This is a genomic window from Pseudomonas sp. EL_65y_Pfl1_R83, from assembly GCF_963970695.1.
GTDB classification, from domain to species: domain Bacteria; phylum Pseudomonadota; class Gammaproteobacteria; order Pseudomonadales; family Pseudomonadaceae; genus Aquipseudomonas; species Aquipseudomonas tritici.
In genome coordinates this window covers 184,947-199,892 of sequence record NZ_CAXAQI010000010.1, presented here as the reverse complement: position 1 = coordinate 199,892, position 14,946 = coordinate 184,947, and the positions used below count along the sequence as shown (strand labels likewise).

Genomic DNA, 14,946 nt, shown 5'->3' with positions numbered 1-14,946 from the left:
TATCATCAACGCCAGCCAGCCAACGCCGGGGCTGAAACTCAGGCGTATCGGCACCTATGGACATTGCCTGGGGATGCAAGCGTTTGAGTACCAAGCTGATTACCAAAGAAGGCCATGAAGCGCTGAAGAAGGAGCTGGATTACCTCTGGCGTGAGAAGCGCCCGGACACCACGCGCAAAGTGACGTGGGCGGCCTCGCTGGGGGACCGTAGCGAAAACGCCGATTACCAGTACAACAAGAAGTTGCTGCGCGAGATCGACCGTCGCGTGCGCTACCTGCGCAAGCGCCTGGAAGACATGCGTGTGGTGGAGTACATGCCCGAGCAGGAGGGCAAGGTGTTTTTTGGCGCCTGGGTGGACATCGAAAACGAACAGGGTGAGACCAAGCGTTTTCGTATCGTCGGCTATGACGAGATCTATGATCGGATGGACTACATCTCCATCGACTCACCCATGGCCCGTGCGCTGCTGCGCAAGGAAGTAGACGACGAGGCCCTCGTGCAGACCCCGAGTGGTGAAGTGTGCTGGTGGATCACCGGGATCGAGTATGTGAAGTGAGCGGGGCTGCGAAAACACTAGAGATCAAATGTGAGAGCTGTCGAGCTTTAGCGAGGCTGCGATGCCGGCGCTGCGGTCTGGCAAAGACCGCGCGGTGATCCCTTCGCCGCGTTGCTAAAGCGCTCCCACACAGCGCTTCAACCTTCGCGCAACACAGTCAGCGGGCTGGCGTTCAGTGCACGGCGGGTGCCAAACACACCCGCACCGCCGATCAGCACGGCGCCAATCACCGGCAGCAACAACAACCATGGGTGAGGCTGCCAGGCCAGGTCAAATGCATAGCGGTACAGCACAAAGGTCACCAGTTCAGTCCCCAGTGCCGCCAACAGCCCACTGACGGCACCCAGCAAGCCGAACTCGATACGCCTGGCCTTGACCAGCAGCTTGCGTTCGGCGCCCAGTGCGCGTAATAGCGCGCCTTGGCGGATACGTTCGTCCAGCGTGGCCTGCAGGCCCGAGAACAACACCGCCATCCCCGCTGCCAGGACAAACAGCAGCACGTACTCCACCGCCAGGGTCACTTGGGCGAGGATGCTGCGCAACTGCTCCAGCAGCGCCTCGACCTGCAGGATGGTTACCGCCGGGAACGCCCGGGACAGGTCGACGATTTGCTGGTCATGCCCGGGTGCCAGGTAGAAGCTGGTCAGGTAGGTGGTCGGCAGGTCCTTCAAGGTGCCTGGCTGGAAAATCATGAAGAAGTTGGGCTGGAAGTTATCCCAGTTGATGGTCCGCAGGCTGGTCACCCGCGCTTCACGATTTTCGCCGCCCACCGTGAACACCAAGTGGTCATTGAGCTTGAGCTTGAGGCTTTCCGCTACCTTGGCTTCTACGGAGACGCCAGGGATTTCATCGGTGGGCGGCTGTGACCACCATGAGCCCGCCGTCAGGGCATTACCCGGTGGCAGGTCGGCAGCCCAGGTCAGGCTCAGGTCGCGTTGTACCGCACGATCGCCGCTTGAGTCCTTGCTGACGATTTCCTGTACCGGTTCACCGTTTATACTGATCAGGCGACCCGGCACCACCGGATAAAGCGGCGCGGATTGCGCTTGCAGTTCCAGCAGGCGGGCGCCAAAGGCGTCCTTGTCGGCCGGCAGGATATTCAACGCGAAATAGTTGGGCGCATCCTTAGGCAGCTGGTTTTGCCAGGTGTCGAGCAACTCGCCACGCAGCAGGGCGATCAAGCCCATGGACAGCAGGATCAGGCCAAACGCCAGGGATTGACCGGCCGCCGCCAACGGGTGGCGCAGCAATTGGCCCAGGCCCAGGCGCCACGGCAGGGAGGCGCGTGCCAGCAGGCGGCGCAGGCTTTGCAACAGCAGCAGGAGCAAGCCGCCGAGGACCAGCGCAGCCACCACGCCACCGCCCAGCAGGGCGAAGGTCAGCACCAGGTCGAGGCTCAGGCGCCACATGATCAGGCCCAATGCAAACAATGCTGCACCGTAGACCATCCAGGTGCTGGAAGGAATCGGCAGCAGGTCGCGACGCAATACCCTTAGTGGGGGCACACGACCCAGGGCGGCCAAGGGCGGCAGGGCGAAACCGGCGAGGGCGACCAGGCCGGTGCCGATGCCCGCAATTGCCGGTAACAGCCCGCCGGGAGGAACGTCCGCCGGCAGCAGGTCATGGAGAAAGTAGAACAGGCCAAACTGCGCCAGCCAGCCGAGCAGGGCGCCGGTCAGGCTTGCCAGCAGCCCCAGTACGCTCAGTTGCAGACTGAACAGCAACATGGCTTCGCGCCGTGACAATCCCAGGCAGCGCAGCAAGGCACTGGCGTCAAAACGCCGGGTGGCGAAGCGATTGGCCGACAGCGCCACGGCCACACCGGCCAGCAGCACCGCGACCAGGCTGGCCATGTTCAGGTAGCGTTCGGCCTTGCCCAGCGCGCCGCCGATCTGTTGGTTGCCGTCCCGTGAATCCTGCAGCCGCTGGTTGGCGGCGAGTCCTGGCTTGACCAGGTCACGATAGGTTTGCAGTACCGTGCTGCCCTGTGGCCCGCGCCACAGTTCGCGATAGCTGACGCGGCTGCCGGGCTGGACGACGCCGGTGGCGTCCAGGTCCGCCAGGTTGATCATCACCCTGGGCGTAAGGCTGTAGAAGTTGCCGGCGCGGTCCGGCTCATAGGTGAGCACGCGGGTCAGGCGCAGGGTTTTCATGCCCACATCAATGCTGTCGCCGACCTTGAGGTCCAGTGCTGTCAGCAGCCGGGCTTCAACCCAGGCTTCCCCGGGTTTGGGCCCGCCGCCAGGGGTCTCCTCGCCGAAGGGCGCAGCAGCGCTTTTCAGTTCGCCGCGCAGCGGGTACTGCTCGTTGACCGCCTTGATGCTGGAGAGCTGGATGCCGTTATCAGTGGCTATAACGCTGGAGAACTCCACGACGCGAGCGTGATCGAGGCCCAATTCGGTGCCTGACTGGATTTGCTCGGGGCGGGCCGGCGAGCTGCCTTCCAGCACCAGGTCGGCGCCCAGAAACTCGGTGGCGCGCAACAACATGGCGCCATTGAGGCGAGCGCCGAAGTAGCCGATGGCGGTACTGGCGGCCACGGCCACCAACAGGGCGAAGAACAACACACGCAATTCGCCCGCGCGGGCATCGCGCAGCAATTGGCGCATGGCAAGGCTGAATAGGCGCAACAGCGGCAAACGTGCCATCAAGGCTCCAGGGGCGCGACCATCAGGCCGGCTTCAAGGCGGATCAGACGTCGGCAACGGTGGGCCAGGCGCTCGTCGTGGGTGACCAGCACCAGGGTCGTGCCGCTCTCTTTATTGAGTTCGAACAGCAGGTCGCTGATGCGCTCGCCGGTGTGGCTGTCGAGGTTGCCGGTAGGCTCGTCGGCAAACAGTACGTCCGGTTCGGCGGCAAAGGCGCGGGCAATCGCCACGCGTTGTTGCTCGCCACCTGAGAGTTGGCGTGGTGAGTGGGTCAGGCGCTGGCCCAGGCCGACACGTTCGAGCAGGTGCCGGGCGCGCTCGCGGGCGTCTTTGCGGCCGTCCAGCTCCAACGGCAGCATGACGTTCTCCAGCGCGTTGAGGCTGTCGAGCAGTTGGAAGGACTGGAACACGAACCCTACGTGCTCGGCACGGATGCGCGCGCGCTGGTCTTCGTCGAGAGTGCTCAAGGCTTGCCCGGCGAGGGTGACTTCGCCGCTGCTGGGCAGGTCGAGGCCGGCCAGCAGGCCGAGGAGGGTAGATTTGCCGGAACCGGAGCTGCCGACGATAGCCAGGCTATCGCCCTTGTTCAGTTCCAGGCTCAGTTCGTGCAGGATAGTCAGTTCACCTTCCGCGCTGGGAACCACTTTGCTAAGGTTCCGCGCGGTGAGAATGCTTGCGCCCATGGAGAATCCGATGCGAATGTGGTTTTTGAGTGCTGGCCTGGCCTTGATGTGCATGGCCCAGAACGCAGCGGCGGGTACAGTCCTGATCGTTGGCGATAGTATCAGTGCCGGTTTCGGCCTGGATACCCGCAAGGGGTGGGTTGCCCTGCTGGAGCAACGGCTCAAGCAGGAAGGTTTCGACGATAAAGTGATCAACGCCTCCATCAGCGGGGATACCAGTGCCGGGGGCTTGGCGCGGCTGCCGGCGGCGCTTGCAGAGCATAAGCCAGACGTGGTGGTGATCGAGTTGGGCGGCAATGATGGATTGCGTGGACAACCCCCGGCGCAATTGAAACAAAATCTTGCGTCGATGATTGACCAGTCCAAGGCCGGTGGTGCCAAGGTGTTGTTGTTGGGGATGCAATTACCGCCCAACTATGGCCCGCGCTACACAAAGGCATTTGCCGAAGTCTTTGGCGCACTGGCCAAGGAAAAAAACGTCCCGCTGGTGCCGTTTTTCCTCGAAGGCGTGGGTGGGCACCCGGAGCTGATGCAGGCCGATCAACTGCACCCGGCCGTCGGCGCCCAGGGCAAGTTGCTGGAAAATGTCTGGCCGACGCTAAAACCGCTGCTTTGACGCTTTTCTACCGGCAGGCTTTCGGCTAAGGTGGCGCCCCCCCGATTTGGAGCCCCTGATGTCGCGTCCTGCCTGGTCCCTGTTTAATTACCAACTGATCGAGCCGGACGAGCAGCTGGATCTGTTCGCCTGCCAGGAAGTGCGGGTGCATCTGGTGACGCGTCAACTGGAACTGGGCGGCACCATCGATCGTACCCTGTGCGGCACGCTACTGCCGGCGCAACCGCGTTGGTCGCGGGTTGATCGCTCGATCTTCCAGGACCAGCGCCTGTGCCCGTTGTGTCGTGCGATCCTGGAATCCCAGAAGCGTGGCACGCCGCCGATCTGGCCGGAGCTGCGTTTCGAGCTGTAAGGGGCAGCTAGAAGCGCGCTTCACGTATACAATCTATCTTTATCTCCCGTCGTTCTGCGAAGGATTTTCCGGATGTTGTCGCGCCTTTCCGTCGTCACCTGCTGCCTGTCTCTCGCCGCACTCTGTGCGGCCGGTTCTGCGTCAGCTTTGCAGTTGCCCTTGCCACCGCCGGGTGAAGACATCGTCGGTCAGGTCCAAGTGATCAAGGCCAAGTACGAGGACACCTTTGCCGACCTGGGCACCACCTATGACCTGGGCTATTCGGAGATGGTCGCGGCCAACCCGGGCGTGGATGCCTGGTTGCCGGGGGCGGGCACCGAGATCGTGCTGCCGACGCGGTTCATCCTGCCGCCGGGCCCGCGCGAAGGTATTGTGATCAACCTGGCGGAGTACCGGCTCTACTACTACCCCAAGGGCCAGAACGTGGTCTACACCTTCCCGCTGGGCATTGGTCGTGAAGGCTGGGGTTCGCCTATCGCCCATACCAGCATCATTGCCAAAACGCCGAATCCGACCTGGACGCCGCCCGCCTCGATCAAGGCCGAGCACGCCGCCAACGGTGACCCGCTACCCAACGTGGTCCCGGCCGGCCCGGATAACCCCTTGGGCCCGTTCAAGTTTACCCTGGGTACTCCGGGTTACCTGATCCACGGCTCCAACGCGAAGTTCGGCATCGGCACCCGCACCAGCCACGGCTGCTTCCGTATGTTCAACAACAACGTGCTGGAGATGGCCGGCATGGTGCCGGTGGGCACGTCGGTGCGCATCATCAGCGAGGCCTACAAGTTCGGTCGCAGTGGCGGCAAGGTCTATCTGGAAGCGCATACGCCATTGAATGATGACGGGACGCCATCGGTGGTCGACAAGCACACGGCAGTGATCAACGCCTTGCTCAAGCGTGAAGACTTGGCCAATCAACTTCGAGTGAACTGGGATCAGGTGCGTGACGTCGTCGCGGCGGAAGACGGTTTGCCGACGGAAATCGGTGTGCCGGGCCCGGCACCGATCGCCTCCAGCGCGCCGATCGACCTGCAGCAATAAGGCGTTCGTTCAAAAGCCCGTCAAGGCCTTGCGCCTCGGCGGGCTTTTTATTGCGCGTTATTCAGGTACACATCCCAGGCAATAAAAAAGCCGACCCATAAATGGATCGGCTTGATAACAACCCCGAAGGATTATTACTTGCGGCTAGCTTTTTCAAGCATACGCAGTGCGCGCTCGTTAGCTTCGTCAGCAGTCTGTTGTGCTTTTTGAGCAGCAGCCAGCGCTTCATCAGCTTTACGGTAGGCTTCGTCTGCACGAGCCTGGGAGCGAGCTGCTGCGTCTTCAGTTGCAGTCAGACGAGCTTCGGTTTCTTTGGAGACGCTGCTGCAACCGGTAGCCAGAACTGCGGCCAGAGCCAGAGCAGAGAATTTCAGAACGTTGTTCATCGTGTTCCCCTTCAAGGACTTTCTATTAGATGGCTAGTTCGCCCAGAGTGAGCTAATAGCCGGCGTACATACTACCCATTACTTGTAGTAAGTAAACTGACGTAGCGCAAGAAGCAAAAAAAATTCTCGTGCCGAATCTATTTTGGCTAACCTTTTGAAGGTTTGTATAAAAAGCGTCCAATTTTTTTCAATCAGGCGACAATTGGATCCAGGCTGGAAAGGCCGGCCGGCATGTGTTAAGCGCTGTAAATAGATGAAAATTTATATATACAGCTGACACTTTCGTTCAGCACGGCTTTGCGTTGCCCGGCATCTTTTGCGCATGTAGAGGTGACTTTAAGAGCGCCTGTTCGTCTCAAGGTTCAACTGCCGGCAATGTACAGGCTTTCGATCATCGGTTGATCGAGGCCCTTTCTATATCTACCAGCGGCAGGGGATGGCAGGTGCGCCTTGAGCAATCTCAGGATTGGTGCCTACTATTTCCTGCGTGCTGGTTGTGAGCGCTCAGGGTTTTCTCGTTGTCGGAACCGGCACGGGGTGGCGTAGATGTTCCTTCGCCGGAAAAACATCGGTAAGGTAGGGTCAGAAACCAAGACCCGCGAGGAGTAGTGATGAGCGAGGCGTTGTCCATCCACCATGACCAGGCTGGTCATCAGTTCGAGACCAATGTGGACGGTCATCGTGCCTATCTGACCTACATGGACCTCGGCAAACAGACCCTGGATATCTATCGGACCTTCGTGCCCAACGCACTGCGGGGCCGTGGTATTGCGGCGGCATTGACCGAGGAAGCCTTGAAGTTCGCCGAACAGGCAGGCTATACGGTGATCCCGTCCTGCTCATACGTCGAACGCTACATGGAGCGCCACCAGCGCCATGCCGCGAAGCTGTAAGGCATAAATAGCACCATAAAAAACGCCGGGCTCAGCCCGGCGTTTTTGTGTGCGCAGTGTTGTGTCAGGTGCGTTTGCGTTTCGGCAATACGTCCTTGAGCTTGGCGTGCATGCTGCGCAGGGTGTTTTCAGTGGCGGCCCAATCGATGCAGGCATCAGTGATCGAAACGCCATATTGCAAGTCGGCCAGGTCTTTTGGAATCGCCTGGCAACCCCAGTTCAGGTGGCTCTCGACCATCAGGCCGATGATGGACTGGTTGCCTTCGAGGATCTGGTTGGCGACGTTTTCCATCACCAGTGGTTGCAGGGCCGGGTCCTTGTTGGAGTTGGCGTGGCTGCAGTCGACCATGATGTTCGGCTTGATCTTGGCCTTGTTCAGCGCCTGTTCGCACAGCGCAACGCTGACCGAATCATAGTTGGGCTTGCCGTTGCCGCCGCGCAGCACCACGTGGCCGTAGGCGTTGCCCTTGGTGGTGACGATGGACACGCCACCTTCCTGGTTGATACCCAGGAAGCGGTGCGGACTGGAGACCGATTGCAGCGCGTTGATCGCCACGGTCAGGCCACCGTCGGTGCCGTTCTTGAAGCCCACGGCCGAGGAAAGGCCGGACGCCATTTCTCGGTGAGTCTGGGATTCAGTGGTGCGTGCGCCGATGGCCGACCAGCTGATCAGGTCCTGCAGGTACTGCGGGGAGATCGGGTCCAGGGCTTCAGTGGCGGTGGGCAGGCCCATTTCAGCCAGGTCCAGCAGCAATTGACGACCGATGTGCAGGCCATCCTGGATCTTGAACGAGTCGTCCAGGTACGGATCGTTGATCAAGCCTTTCCAGCCGACGGTGGTACGCGGTTTTTCGAAATAGACGCGCATCACCAGGTACAGGGTGTCGGACACTTCCGCCGCCAGTACTTTGAGGCGCTCGGCGTACTCGTGGGCAGCCTTGAGGTCATGGATCGAGCAGGGCCCGATGACGACGAACAGGCGGTGGTCGGTGCCGTCGAGAATGTCACGGATGACTTCGCGGCCCTTGGTGACGGTCTGCAGGGCAGCGTCGCTCAAAGGGATTTCGCGCTTGAGCTGATCAGGTGTGATCAGGGTCTCGTTGGATTCGACGTTTAGGTCATTGATCGGTAAATCAGCCATCGTGTTACTCGTCAGGGTCACGGGTGCCGGCCGCCAGCCATCCCCGTGCGGCGGAGCACAGCATGATTTGGATGCAGGGGGAGGGAACCTTAGCGCGTAACACCGGCCCGCGACAATGGGCAAAGCCCGCTTTAATCCAGCGTTGGCGCCATAAACGCTTCATGGGAGAACTCACAGGCATGGCGCGATACCCACTCGCGGGCCAGTGCTTCGAATTGCTGGGCGGTGGGTTCTGCGTTGTCGTGCTGGCGGCAATAGCGCTCTATCCGGCATGCTTGCTCACCCATTCGCGCACCGAACAGCGCATGTTCATCGGTAAACGAGACGCCGACGCGGTAGCCGTTTTCCACCTTGCGGCACCACGCCACATAGCCTGGATAACGCGCGCTGGCGCCCAGGGAAGGGATGTGCAGATCAACCGCCGTGCCTTCGCGCCAGGCGCGTGGCCAATGGCAGGCCACACCGCCCAGGCCGATAGTGTGCAGGCGTTGGCGGGGGATGGCAGGAGAGGGGCGTTGGATTAACTCGACAGCGACATCATCAGGGTGAGGTAAAAAACGACCCATGTACACGGACTCCGAGTACCGTCCAGTTGACGGCGGCAGCAGCAGTATAGTGAAGGAACTGGAATTGACCGACCTGGATATTGACCAGCAATTGCTGGGATTGCCAGGTATTTCGCTTGTCGTGTTCACAAGCGTAGGGTGTTCCAGTTGTCGTTGGGCGCGCCAGCAATTGCCAGGCTGGACGTTGCCGCTGGACCGGGTGTGCTGGGTGGATGCCGGGCACAACGGCGGTGCGGTCGAACGCTACCAGATCTTTCATTTGCCGGCGTTGTTCGTGGTGTGCGAGGGTCAATTCCTCGGGCAATTACAGACGCGTCTTACACCTTCTGACCTTGCTGACTCTATAAAACATGCGCTTACCCGCACTCCAGAGGATCTGCCATGACCGCACAATCAACCCGCATTGGCATCATCGGCACCGGCGCCATCGGTGGTTTCTACGGTTTGATGCTGGCACGCGCCGGTTTTGATGTGCACTTCCTGTTGCGCAGTGAGTACGCAGCGGTCAGCGAGACCGGCCTTCACCTTAACAGCAGCGTGCATGGCCCCTTGCACCTGCACCCGGTGCAGGCCTACGCCCGGGCTGCCGATATGCCAGCGTGCGACTGGCTTCTGGTGGGCACCAAGTCCACCGGCAACGTCGACCTGGCCCCGACCATCGCCCAGGTTGCGGCGCCGGATGCCAAGGTGGTGTTGCTGCAAAATGGCCTCGATGTGGAAGACAGCCTGCGCGAGCACCTGTCCGCATCGCTGCATTTGCTCGGCGGCCTGTGCTACATCGGCGTGCATCGTTCTGCCCCCGGCGTTATCGAGCATCAGGCGTTGGGCCGGGTCAACCTGGGTTATCACAGTGGCTCGGCGGCCAATGATGAAGCCCGCCAAAAGGCGATCGTCGAAGCCGGCGCCGCGTTGTTTCACAAGGCGGGTATCGAGTCCCAGGCCATGGCGAACGTGCATCAGGCCCGTTGGCATAAGTTGGTGTGGAATGTGCCCTACAACGGCCTCTCGGTGTTATTGGGCGCGGGCACCACGGCGATGATGGCGGATGAATCCAGCCGCGAGCTGATTCAGGCGTTGATGGCCGAAGTGGTACAAGGCGCCCACGCCTGCGGCCATGAAATCCCCAAGAGTTACGCTGAGCAGATGTTCGCCATGACCGAAACGATGGTCGACTACCTGCCGAGCATGTACCACGACCACGTGCACAAACGCCCGCTGGAACTGGCGGCGATCTATGCGCGGCCACTCGCAGCGGCAAAAGCTGCCGGTTGCGAACTGCCGCGGATGCAGGCGCTGTACCAGGCCTTGAGTTTTATTGATCGGCATAACCGCTGAGTCGGGGGACACACCATGGCAAAGGAATTGGGCGACAAGCTGGTGCTGGCGATCTCGTCGCGGGCCCTGTTCGACCTGAGCGACAGCCACAAGGTCTACCTCGCTCAGGGCGTCGAGGCCTACCGCAAATACCAGATCGAACACGAAGAAGAAATCCTCGAAACCGGCGATGCCTTCCCGTTGGTCAAGAAGCTGCTGAGTCTCAACGCCAGCCTGGACCGTGCCCGGGTCGAAGTGGTGCTGGTGTCGCGCAACAGTGCCGATACCGGCCTGCGCGTATTCAACTCGATCCAGCATTACGGCCTGGATATTTCCCGCGCCGCTTTCGTAGGCGGGCGTAGTCCTTATCCTTATTTGGCGGCGTTTGGCTGCCATCTGTTTCTGTCGACCCATGCTGAAGATGTGCGCAGTGCCTTGGATGCCGGTTTCGCGGCGGCGACGATTTTGTCCGGCGGTCCAAACCGTGCCTCCAGCGAAGAGCTGCGCATCGCCTTCGACGGTGACGCCGTGTTGTTTTCCGATGAGTCGGAGCGTGTTTACCAGGCTGGTGGGTTGGAAGCGTTCCAGGCCAATGAGCGCGAGTCGGCGCGCCGGCCTTTGCACGGCGGTCCTTTCAAGGGTTTTTTGGCGGCGCTCAACCTGCTGCAGCGCGAGTTTCCCGATGAGTCCTGCCCGATCCGTACGGCCTTGGTCACCGCGCGCTCGGCGCCGTCGCACGAGCGAGTGATTCGCACCTTGCGTGAGTGGGATATCCGCCTGGACGAGTCGTTGTTCCTCGGCGGCCTGGAAAAATCCGCGTTTCTGGAGGCGTTTGCTGCGGATGTGTTTTTCGATGACCAGGCCGGGCATTGCGAGAAAGCCAGGGAGTTTGTAGCGACCGGGCATGTGCCCCATGGCATCAGTAATGAGGTGAAGATCTAAGCTAATCGTATTCGCCCGGGCACTGCTAAGCTCATTTCATCTCCGCCATCCTGGCAGTTCCGGGGGGGTTCTATGATTCGTTCGATGCTGTACGCCACGGACCTTGGTCTGTACGCGCCTTATGTGATGCAGCACGCGCTGGCGCTGGCCCGAACGTTCAAGGCAGATTTGTATGTGATCCATGTGGTCGAGCCCATCGGGTTGTTCGCCGAATCGGTGTTACAGAGCTACCTTGATGAGAAGGCCCTGAGTGAATGGCAGAGTCAGGGGCTGACCACGGTGATGGCGACGATTGAGCAGCGGGTACTGGACAGTTTTCGCGAGGAGTTGGGGGAAGGGGAGCAAGACCTGAAGTTGATCCGTTCGGTGCGGGTGATCCAGGGGGACCCGTGCGAGGTGATACTCGACCAGCTGCGCAAACTGTCCGTAGACTTGTTGATTGTAGGCAGTCATAGCCACGCGATCGCGGCGGCCACCCCGTTGGGGCGCACTGCTGCACGGGTGCTGCAGTTGTCTACGGTGCCGGTGTACCTGGTGCCTTCGTTACAACGTCGACGCAGTGATGATGCGTGATGGGTAAACCAATAAAAAGTTCTAGATTTATCCATCAAACCTTTAATATAGTTATATACCGTCGCTGATACCCGTGGCGTCTATCTGCTTTGAGGGACACATATGAAGCTTCAACAACTGCGCTACATCTGGGAAGTGGCGCACCACGACCTCAACGTTTCCGCTACCGCTCAAAGCCTGTACACCTCGCAACCTGGTATCAGCAAGCAGATCCGCCTGCTCGAAGATGAGTTGGGCGTCGAAGTGTTCGCCCGCAGCGGCAAGCACCTCACCCGTGTTACCCCGGCCGGTGAACGCATCATCACCACCGCTGGCGAGATCCTGCGCAAAGTCGAGAGCATCAAGCAGATTGCCCAGGAATTCTCCAACGAGAAGAAGGGTACCCTGTCCATTGCAACCACCCACACCCAGGCACGTTATGCGTTGCCGCCGGTGATCCGTGACTTCATCAAGCAGTACCCGGACGTGGCCCTGCACATGCACCAGGGGTCGCCGATGCAGATCGCCGAGATGGCCGCTGACGGCACCGTCGATTTCGCTATCGCCACCGAAGCCCTTGAGTTGTTCGGTGACCTGGTGATGATGCCGTGCTACCGCTGGAACCGCTGCGTGGTCGTGCCGCAAGGTCACCCGTTGGCCAAGCTGCCGAAACTGACCCTGGAAGCCCTGGCTGAATACCCGATCGTGACCTACGTATTCGGTTTTACCGGCCGTTCCAAACTCGACGAAGCCTTCAGCCATCGTGGTCTTACGCCGAAAGTGGTGTTCACTGCGGCCGACGCCGACGTGATCAAGACTTACGTGCGCCTGGGCCTGGGCGTCGGTATCGTCGCCAAGATGGCGGTCGACACTGCCCTCGATAAAGACCTGGTGGTGCTTGATGCGAGCGAGCTGTTCGAGTCGAGTGTGACCAAGATAGGTTTCCGTCGCGGCACTTTCCTGCGGGGGTTCATGTGCGATTTCATCGAGAAGTTTGCGCCGCACCTGACCCGTGACGTCATGGCCAAGGCGATCCAGTGCCATAACAAGCAGGAACTGGAAGAGCTGTTCGACGGCGTTGAACTGCCCGTTCACTGAGTGGTTTATTTGGCCTCGGTAACCGTAAACAGTTGCCGAGCGCCTGCCACCAGAATCTCTACCTCATCACCTTCAAACTTGCCCAGCAGGCTTTTGCCCAGCGGCGAGCGCGGGGTGATGACGGTCACCGGTTGCCCCACCACGTCCACTTTCAAACCCGCCGCGTCCGGCGCCAGGAACAGCCACTGCTGGCGACCGCTCTCATCAGCCAGGCCCAGTAGCGCGCCGATTTCTATGCCCCGCTGATCATCGTAGGCACGCAGTGCCATGTTCTGGCACTGCGCCAGTGACTGCTTGATTTCCTCGACACGCTTGGCTTGCCCGGCTGCCAGGTAGGACGCCTCCAGCCCCAGAGTGTCGTATTTGTTTTCGGCGATGTTTTCTTCGTGGGTCGCAGTTTCGTAGGCGGTCTGCGCGGCACGTTGGGCAATGTCGAGGTCGACGCTGAGCTTTTCCAGGACCAACGAGTGGACGGCGTGTTTATTCATAGTGATCAATCGCAGAATTGCAGGACATTGGCCCGAGTCTTTTCGTTGGGAGCGTTCTGGTCCTGTTGCAGCCAGAACTGGCATTTGGGGTTGGACAGGTTGCGTGCATTGCTGCGGGCCTGATCCAGGGGTTGCTGCTGTTCCTGCTTCTGCAGGTTCTGCTGATATTGCTCGAACAGGCGGTTCGGCGGATCAGGTTCCACAACCGCAGGCTTGCCCAATTGCTGGACCGCCTGGGCCACCGGCGCCAGGCTCTGCGGAAACAGATAGCGCGAAGCCAGCCAAGTGGTCAGCACGATGGCGATAAACCCCAGCCACACGCCAAACGCGATAGAAACACTGAGCTTGAGCAGCGATAACGAACGATCAGACATGGCGGCCTCCTGGCAGGCATTTGCGGCGTGGTGGCGATTGTCGCACAGCCACTGTGCAGAATAATCGCGATCAAGCCTTCTGCATCGGTGCATTTATGCGGACAATCGAGCCTTTGATCGTTGGAGCCCGGAATGAAAGCCCGCTGGGATATTTTTTGCAGCGTTGTCGACAACTACGGCGACATCGGCGTGACCTGGCGCCTGGCCCGGCAATTGGTGGCGGAGCATGGTTGCGCTGTGCGTTTGTGGGTCGATGACCTGCGCGCCTTCGAGCGCATGTGCCCGGAAATTGATGTGCAGCAAGACGTGCAATGGCAGGAAGGCGTCGAAGTGTGCCATTGGCCGGCCGAGTGGGTGGGTGCGCCAGCGGCGGATGTAGTGATCGCCGCCTTCGCCTGCCAGTTGCCGCCCGACTATATGGAGGCCATGGCCGAGTGCGAGCGTACGCCGTTATGGATGAACCTGGATTACCTCAGCGCGGAAGACTGGGTGGTGGGGTGTCACCGGCTACCGTCGGTGAAATTCAAAGGCGTGCAGAAGTACTTTTTCTTTCCCGGGTTTCGTCCCGGCACCGGCGGCTTGTTGCGCGAGGCCGGGCTGCTGGAGCAGCGTCGGGCCTTTCAACAGGATGCCAGCGCGCAGCGAGACTTCCTGCAAGCCTTGGGCATATTTCCCGCAGCCGATGCGCGGCTGATCTCACTGTTTGCCTACGAAAATCCCGGGCTGGCCAGTTGGCTGGACGTGTTATCGACGGATGGGCGTGCCACTCATCTGTTGGTTCCGGAGGGCCGGATTCTGGGGGATGTGCAGCACTGGCTGGGCCTGGACCGGCTGGCAGCGGGGGACATCCAGCAACGCGGAGCGCTGACGGTGCAGGTCATCGCGTTCGTACGCCAAGAGCAATATGACCGCCTGCTGTGGTGCTGCGACTTCAATGCCGTACGCGGCGAAGACTCGTTCGTGCGCGCCCAATGGGCCGGCAGGCCGTTGCTGTGGCACATCTATCGCCAGGACGAAGACATCCATCTCGACAAGCTCGATGCCTTCCTGGCGCTGTACACGGCCGGCTTATCAGCGGCGGCAAAGGCTGCCTTGATCGGACTCTGGCAAGCCTGGAACACGGAGGGCGATATGGCACAACCGTGGAAAATGTTGCTGGAACACGGGCCGGAGGTGAGCCAGCACGCCGAAACATGGTGTCTGGAACAAGGCTTGCAGGCCGATCTTGCGACGGCGCTGGTGAAGTTTTATGAAAGTTGGATATGATACGCCACCTTGAATTTTGTAAATCCCAT

General features: G+C 60.4%; 18 protein-coding genes. 11 read left to right on the top strand and 7 right to left on the bottom strand.

The window, feature by feature from the left end; all coding sequences use genetic code 11:
• Positions 1 to 83: 83 nt before the first annotated feature.
• Positions 84 to 557 (top strand): transcription elongation factor GreB, encoded by a 474-nt coding sequence (greB, locus tag AACY08_RS16625; protein WP_192298729.1) that lies wholly within the window; start codon positions 84 to 86, stop codon positions 555 to 557.
• Between the two features lie 137 nt (positions 558 to 694).
• Here greB and AACY08_RS16620 read toward each other — a convergent pair whose 3' ends face one another.
• Both AACY08_RS16620 and AACY08_RS16615 read right to left on the bottom strand, forming a co-directional pair.
• Positions 695 to 3,205 (bottom strand): ABC transporter permease, encoded by a 2,511-nt coding sequence (locus AACY08_RS16620; RefSeq protein WP_339470442.1) that lies wholly within the window; start codon positions 3,203 to 3,205, stop codon positions 695 to 697.
• On the bottom strand, positions 3,205 to 3,888 hold the full coding sequence (locus tag AACY08_RS16615) for an ABC transporter ATP-binding protein (protein ID WP_005786391.1): 684 nt from the start codon (positions 3,886 to 3,888) through the stop codon (positions 3,205 to 3,207). Before AACY08_RS16615 ends, AACY08_RS16620 begins: the two co-directional genes overlap by 1 nt.
• A gap of 10 nt (positions 3,889 to 3,898) precedes the next feature.
• Here AACY08_RS16615 and AACY08_RS16610 point away from each other — a divergent pair, with 10 nt between their 5' ends.
• The 3 genes from AACY08_RS16610 (at position 3,899) to AACY08_RS16600 (ending at position 5,897) form a co-directional block, all read left to right on the top strand.
• Positions 3,899 to 4,504 (top strand): arylesterase, encoded by a 606-nt coding sequence (locus AACY08_RS16610; protein ID WP_339470441.1) that lies wholly within the window; start codon positions 3,899 to 3,901, stop codon positions 4,502 to 4,504.
• Between the two features lie 58 nt (positions 4,505 to 4,562).
• Complete coding sequence (locus tag AACY08_RS16605) at positions 4,563 to 4,856, top strand: hypothetical protein (protein WP_065872740.1); 294 nt, start codon at positions 4,563 to 4,565, stop codon at positions 4,854 to 4,856.
• Between the two features lie 72 nt (positions 4,857 to 4,928).
• Entirely contained in the window at positions 4,929 to 5,897 is a 969-nt protein-coding gene (locus tag AACY08_RS16600; RefSeq protein ID WP_339437445.1) for a L,D-transpeptidase family protein, read from the top strand.
• 134 nt (positions 5,898 to 6,031) lie between these two features.
• Here AACY08_RS16600 and oprI read toward each other — a convergent pair whose 3' ends face one another.
• A complete protein-coding gene (oprI, locus tag AACY08_RS16595) occupies positions 6,032 to 6,283 on the bottom strand; it encodes an outer membrane lipoprotei OprI (RefSeq protein WP_003172710.1) in 252 nt (83 codons plus the stop codon).
• Positions 6,284 to 6,894: 611 nt separating this feature from the next.
• On the opposite strand from oprI, the gene AACY08_RS16590 reads away from it, so the two are divergent.
• Complete coding sequence (locus AACY08_RS16590; RefSeq protein ID WP_049709309.1) at positions 6,895 to 7,176, top strand: GNAT family N-acetyltransferase; 282 nt, start codon at positions 6,895 to 6,897, stop codon at positions 7,174 to 7,176.
• 64 nt (positions 7,177 to 7,240) lie between these two features.
• On the opposite strand, the gene AACY08_RS16585 is transcribed toward AACY08_RS16590, so the two are convergent.
• Together AACY08_RS16585 and AACY08_RS16580 are read right to left on the bottom strand one after the other, a co-directional pair.
• On the bottom strand, positions 7,241 to 8,317 hold the full coding sequence (locus tag AACY08_RS16585) for a 3-deoxy-7-phosphoheptulonate synthase (RefSeq protein WP_016975370.1): 1,077 nt from the start codon (positions 8,315 to 8,317) through the stop codon (positions 7,241 to 7,243).
• A gap of 131 nt (positions 8,318 to 8,448) precedes the next feature.
• On the bottom strand, positions 8,449 to 8,883 hold the full coding sequence (locus AACY08_RS16580) for a PilZ domain-containing protein (protein WP_339470440.1): 435 nt from the start codon (positions 8,881 to 8,883) through the stop codon (positions 8,449 to 8,451).
• On the opposite strand from AACY08_RS16580, the gene AACY08_RS16575 reads away from it, so the two are divergent.
• The 5 genes from AACY08_RS16575 (at position 8,882) to cysB (ending at position 12,789) form a co-directional block, all read left to right on the top strand.
• Complete coding sequence (locus AACY08_RS16575) at positions 8,882 to 9,268, top strand: thioredoxin (RefSeq protein ID WP_339414780.1); 387 nt, start codon at positions 8,882 to 8,884, stop codon at positions 9,266 to 9,268. The genes AACY08_RS16580 and AACY08_RS16575 overlap by 2 nt on opposite strands.
• On the top strand, positions 9,265 to 10,218 hold the full coding sequence (locus AACY08_RS16570; protein WP_339470439.1) for a putative 2-dehydropantoate 2-reductase: 954 nt from the start codon (positions 9,265 to 9,267) through the stop codon (positions 10,216 to 10,218). The genes AACY08_RS16575 and AACY08_RS16570 overlap by 4 nt, the downstream gene beginning before the upstream one ends.
• A 15-nt stretch (positions 10,219 to 10,233) precedes the next feature.
• Positions 10,234 to 11,139, top strand: a complete 906-nt coding sequence (locus AACY08_RS16565; RefSeq protein WP_339470438.1) for a 5'-nucleotidase — start codon at positions 10,234 to 10,236, stop codon at positions 11,137 to 11,139.
• 72 nt (positions 11,140 to 11,211) lie between these two features.
• Positions 11,212 to 11,712 carry a universal stress protein gene (locus AACY08_RS16560; protein WP_049709304.1) on the top strand — a complete coding sequence of 167 codons (501 nt, stop codon included), beginning with the start codon at positions 11,212 to 11,214 and terminating at the stop codon, positions 11,710 to 11,712.
• A gap of 102 nt (positions 11,713 to 11,814) precedes the next feature.
• Positions 11,815 to 12,789 carry an HTH-type transcriptional regulator CysB gene (gene cysB, locus AACY08_RS16555; RefSeq protein WP_339414776.1) on the top strand — a complete coding sequence of 325 codons (975 nt, stop codon included), beginning with the start codon at positions 11,815 to 11,817 and terminating at the stop codon, positions 12,787 to 12,789.
• A 5-nt stretch (positions 12,790 to 12,794) separates the two neighbouring features.
• On the opposite strand, the gene AACY08_RS16550 is transcribed toward cysB, so the two are convergent.
• Positions 12,795 to 13,277 carry a GreA/GreB family elongation factor gene (locus AACY08_RS16550; RefSeq protein ID WP_339470437.1) on the bottom strand — a complete coding sequence of 161 codons (483 nt, stop codon included), beginning with the start codon at positions 13,275 to 13,277 and terminating at the stop codon, positions 12,795 to 12,797.
• Positions 13,278 to 13,282: 5 nt separating this feature from the next.
• Positions 13,283 to 13,651 (bottom strand): hypothetical protein, encoded by a 369-nt coding sequence (locus AACY08_RS16545; protein ID WP_339470436.1) that lies wholly within the window; start codon positions 13,649 to 13,651, stop codon positions 13,283 to 13,285.
• Positions 13,652 to 13,783: 132 nt separating this feature from the next.
• Between AACY08_RS16545 and earP the strand changes: the two genes are divergently transcribed.
• Positions 13,784 to 14,917, top strand: coding sequence for an elongation factor P maturation arginine rhamnosyltransferase EarP (gene earP / locus AACY08_RS16540; RefSeq protein ID WP_339470435.1), 1,134 nt, complete (start codon positions 13,784 to 13,786; stop codon positions 14,915 to 14,917).
• Positions 14,918 to 14,946 lie beyond the last annotated feature (29 nt).

Excerpts from the sequence above, each read along its gene's own strand:
- AACY08_RS16605 (WP_065872740.1), top strand. The coding sequence starts at position 4,563 with ATGTCGCGTCCTGCCTGGTCCCTGTTTAATTACCAACTGATCGAGCCG.
- AACY08_RS16580 (WP_339470440.1), bottom strand. The coding sequence starts at position 8,883 with ATGGGTCGTTTTTTACCTCACCCTGATGATGTCGCTGTCGAGTTAATC.
- AACY08_RS16590 (WP_049709309.1), top strand. The coding sequence starts at position 6,895 with ATGAGCGAGGCGTTGTCCATCCACCATGACCAGGCTGGTCATCAGTTC.
- AACY08_RS16585 (WP_016975370.1), bottom strand. The coding sequence starts at position 8,317 with ATGGCTGATTTACCGATCAATGACCTAAACGTCGAATCCAACGAGACC.
- AACY08_RS16560 (WP_049709304.1), top strand. The coding sequence starts at position 11,212 with ATGATTCGTTCGATGCTGTACGCCACGGACCTTGGTCTGTACGCGCCT.
- AACY08_RS16620 (WP_339470442.1), bottom strand. The coding sequence starts at position 3,205 with ATGGCACGTTTGCCGCTGTTGCGCCTATTCAGCCTTGCCATGCGCCAA.
- AACY08_RS16565 (WP_339470438.1), top strand. The coding sequence starts at position 10,234 with ATGGCAAAGGAATTGGGCGACAAGCTGGTGCTGGCGATCTCGTCGCGG.
- AACY08_RS16610 (WP_339470441.1), top strand. The coding sequence starts at position 3,899 with ATGCGAATGTGGTTTTTGAGTGCTGGCCTGGCCTTGATGTGCATGGCC.
- earP (WP_339470435.1), top strand. The coding sequence starts at position 13,784 with ATGAAAGCCCGCTGGGATATTTTTTGCAGCGTTGTCGACAACTACGGC.
- AACY08_RS16545 (WP_339470436.1), bottom strand. The coding sequence starts at position 13,651 with ATGTCTGATCGTTCGTTATCGCTGCTCAAGCTCAGTGTTTCTATCGCG.
- AACY08_RS16600 (WP_339437445.1), top strand. The coding sequence starts at position 4,929 with ATGTTGTCGCGCCTTTCCGTCGTCACCTGCTGCCTGTCTCTCGCCGCA.
- AACY08_RS16615 (WP_005786391.1), bottom strand. The coding sequence starts at position 3,888 with ATGGGCGCAAGCATTCTCACCGCGCGGAACCTTAGCAAAGTGGTTCCC.
- cysB (WP_339414776.1), top strand. The coding sequence starts at position 11,815 with ATGAAGCTTCAACAACTGCGCTACATCTGGGAAGTGGCGCACCACGAC.
- AACY08_RS16575 (WP_339414780.1), top strand. The coding sequence starts at position 8,882 with ATGTACACGGACTCCGAGTACCGTCCAGTTGACGGCGGCAGCAGCAGT.
- AACY08_RS16570 (WP_339470439.1), top strand. The coding sequence starts at position 9,265 with ATGACCGCACAATCAACCCGCATTGGCATCATCGGCACCGGCGCCATC.
- oprI (WP_003172710.1), bottom strand. The coding sequence starts at position 6,283 with ATGAACAACGTTCTGAAATTCTCTGCTCTGGCTCTGGCCGCAGTTCTG.
- AACY08_RS16550 (WP_339470437.1), bottom strand. The coding sequence starts at position 13,277 with ATGAATAAACACGCCGTCCACTCGTTGGTCCTGGAAAAGCTCAGCGTC.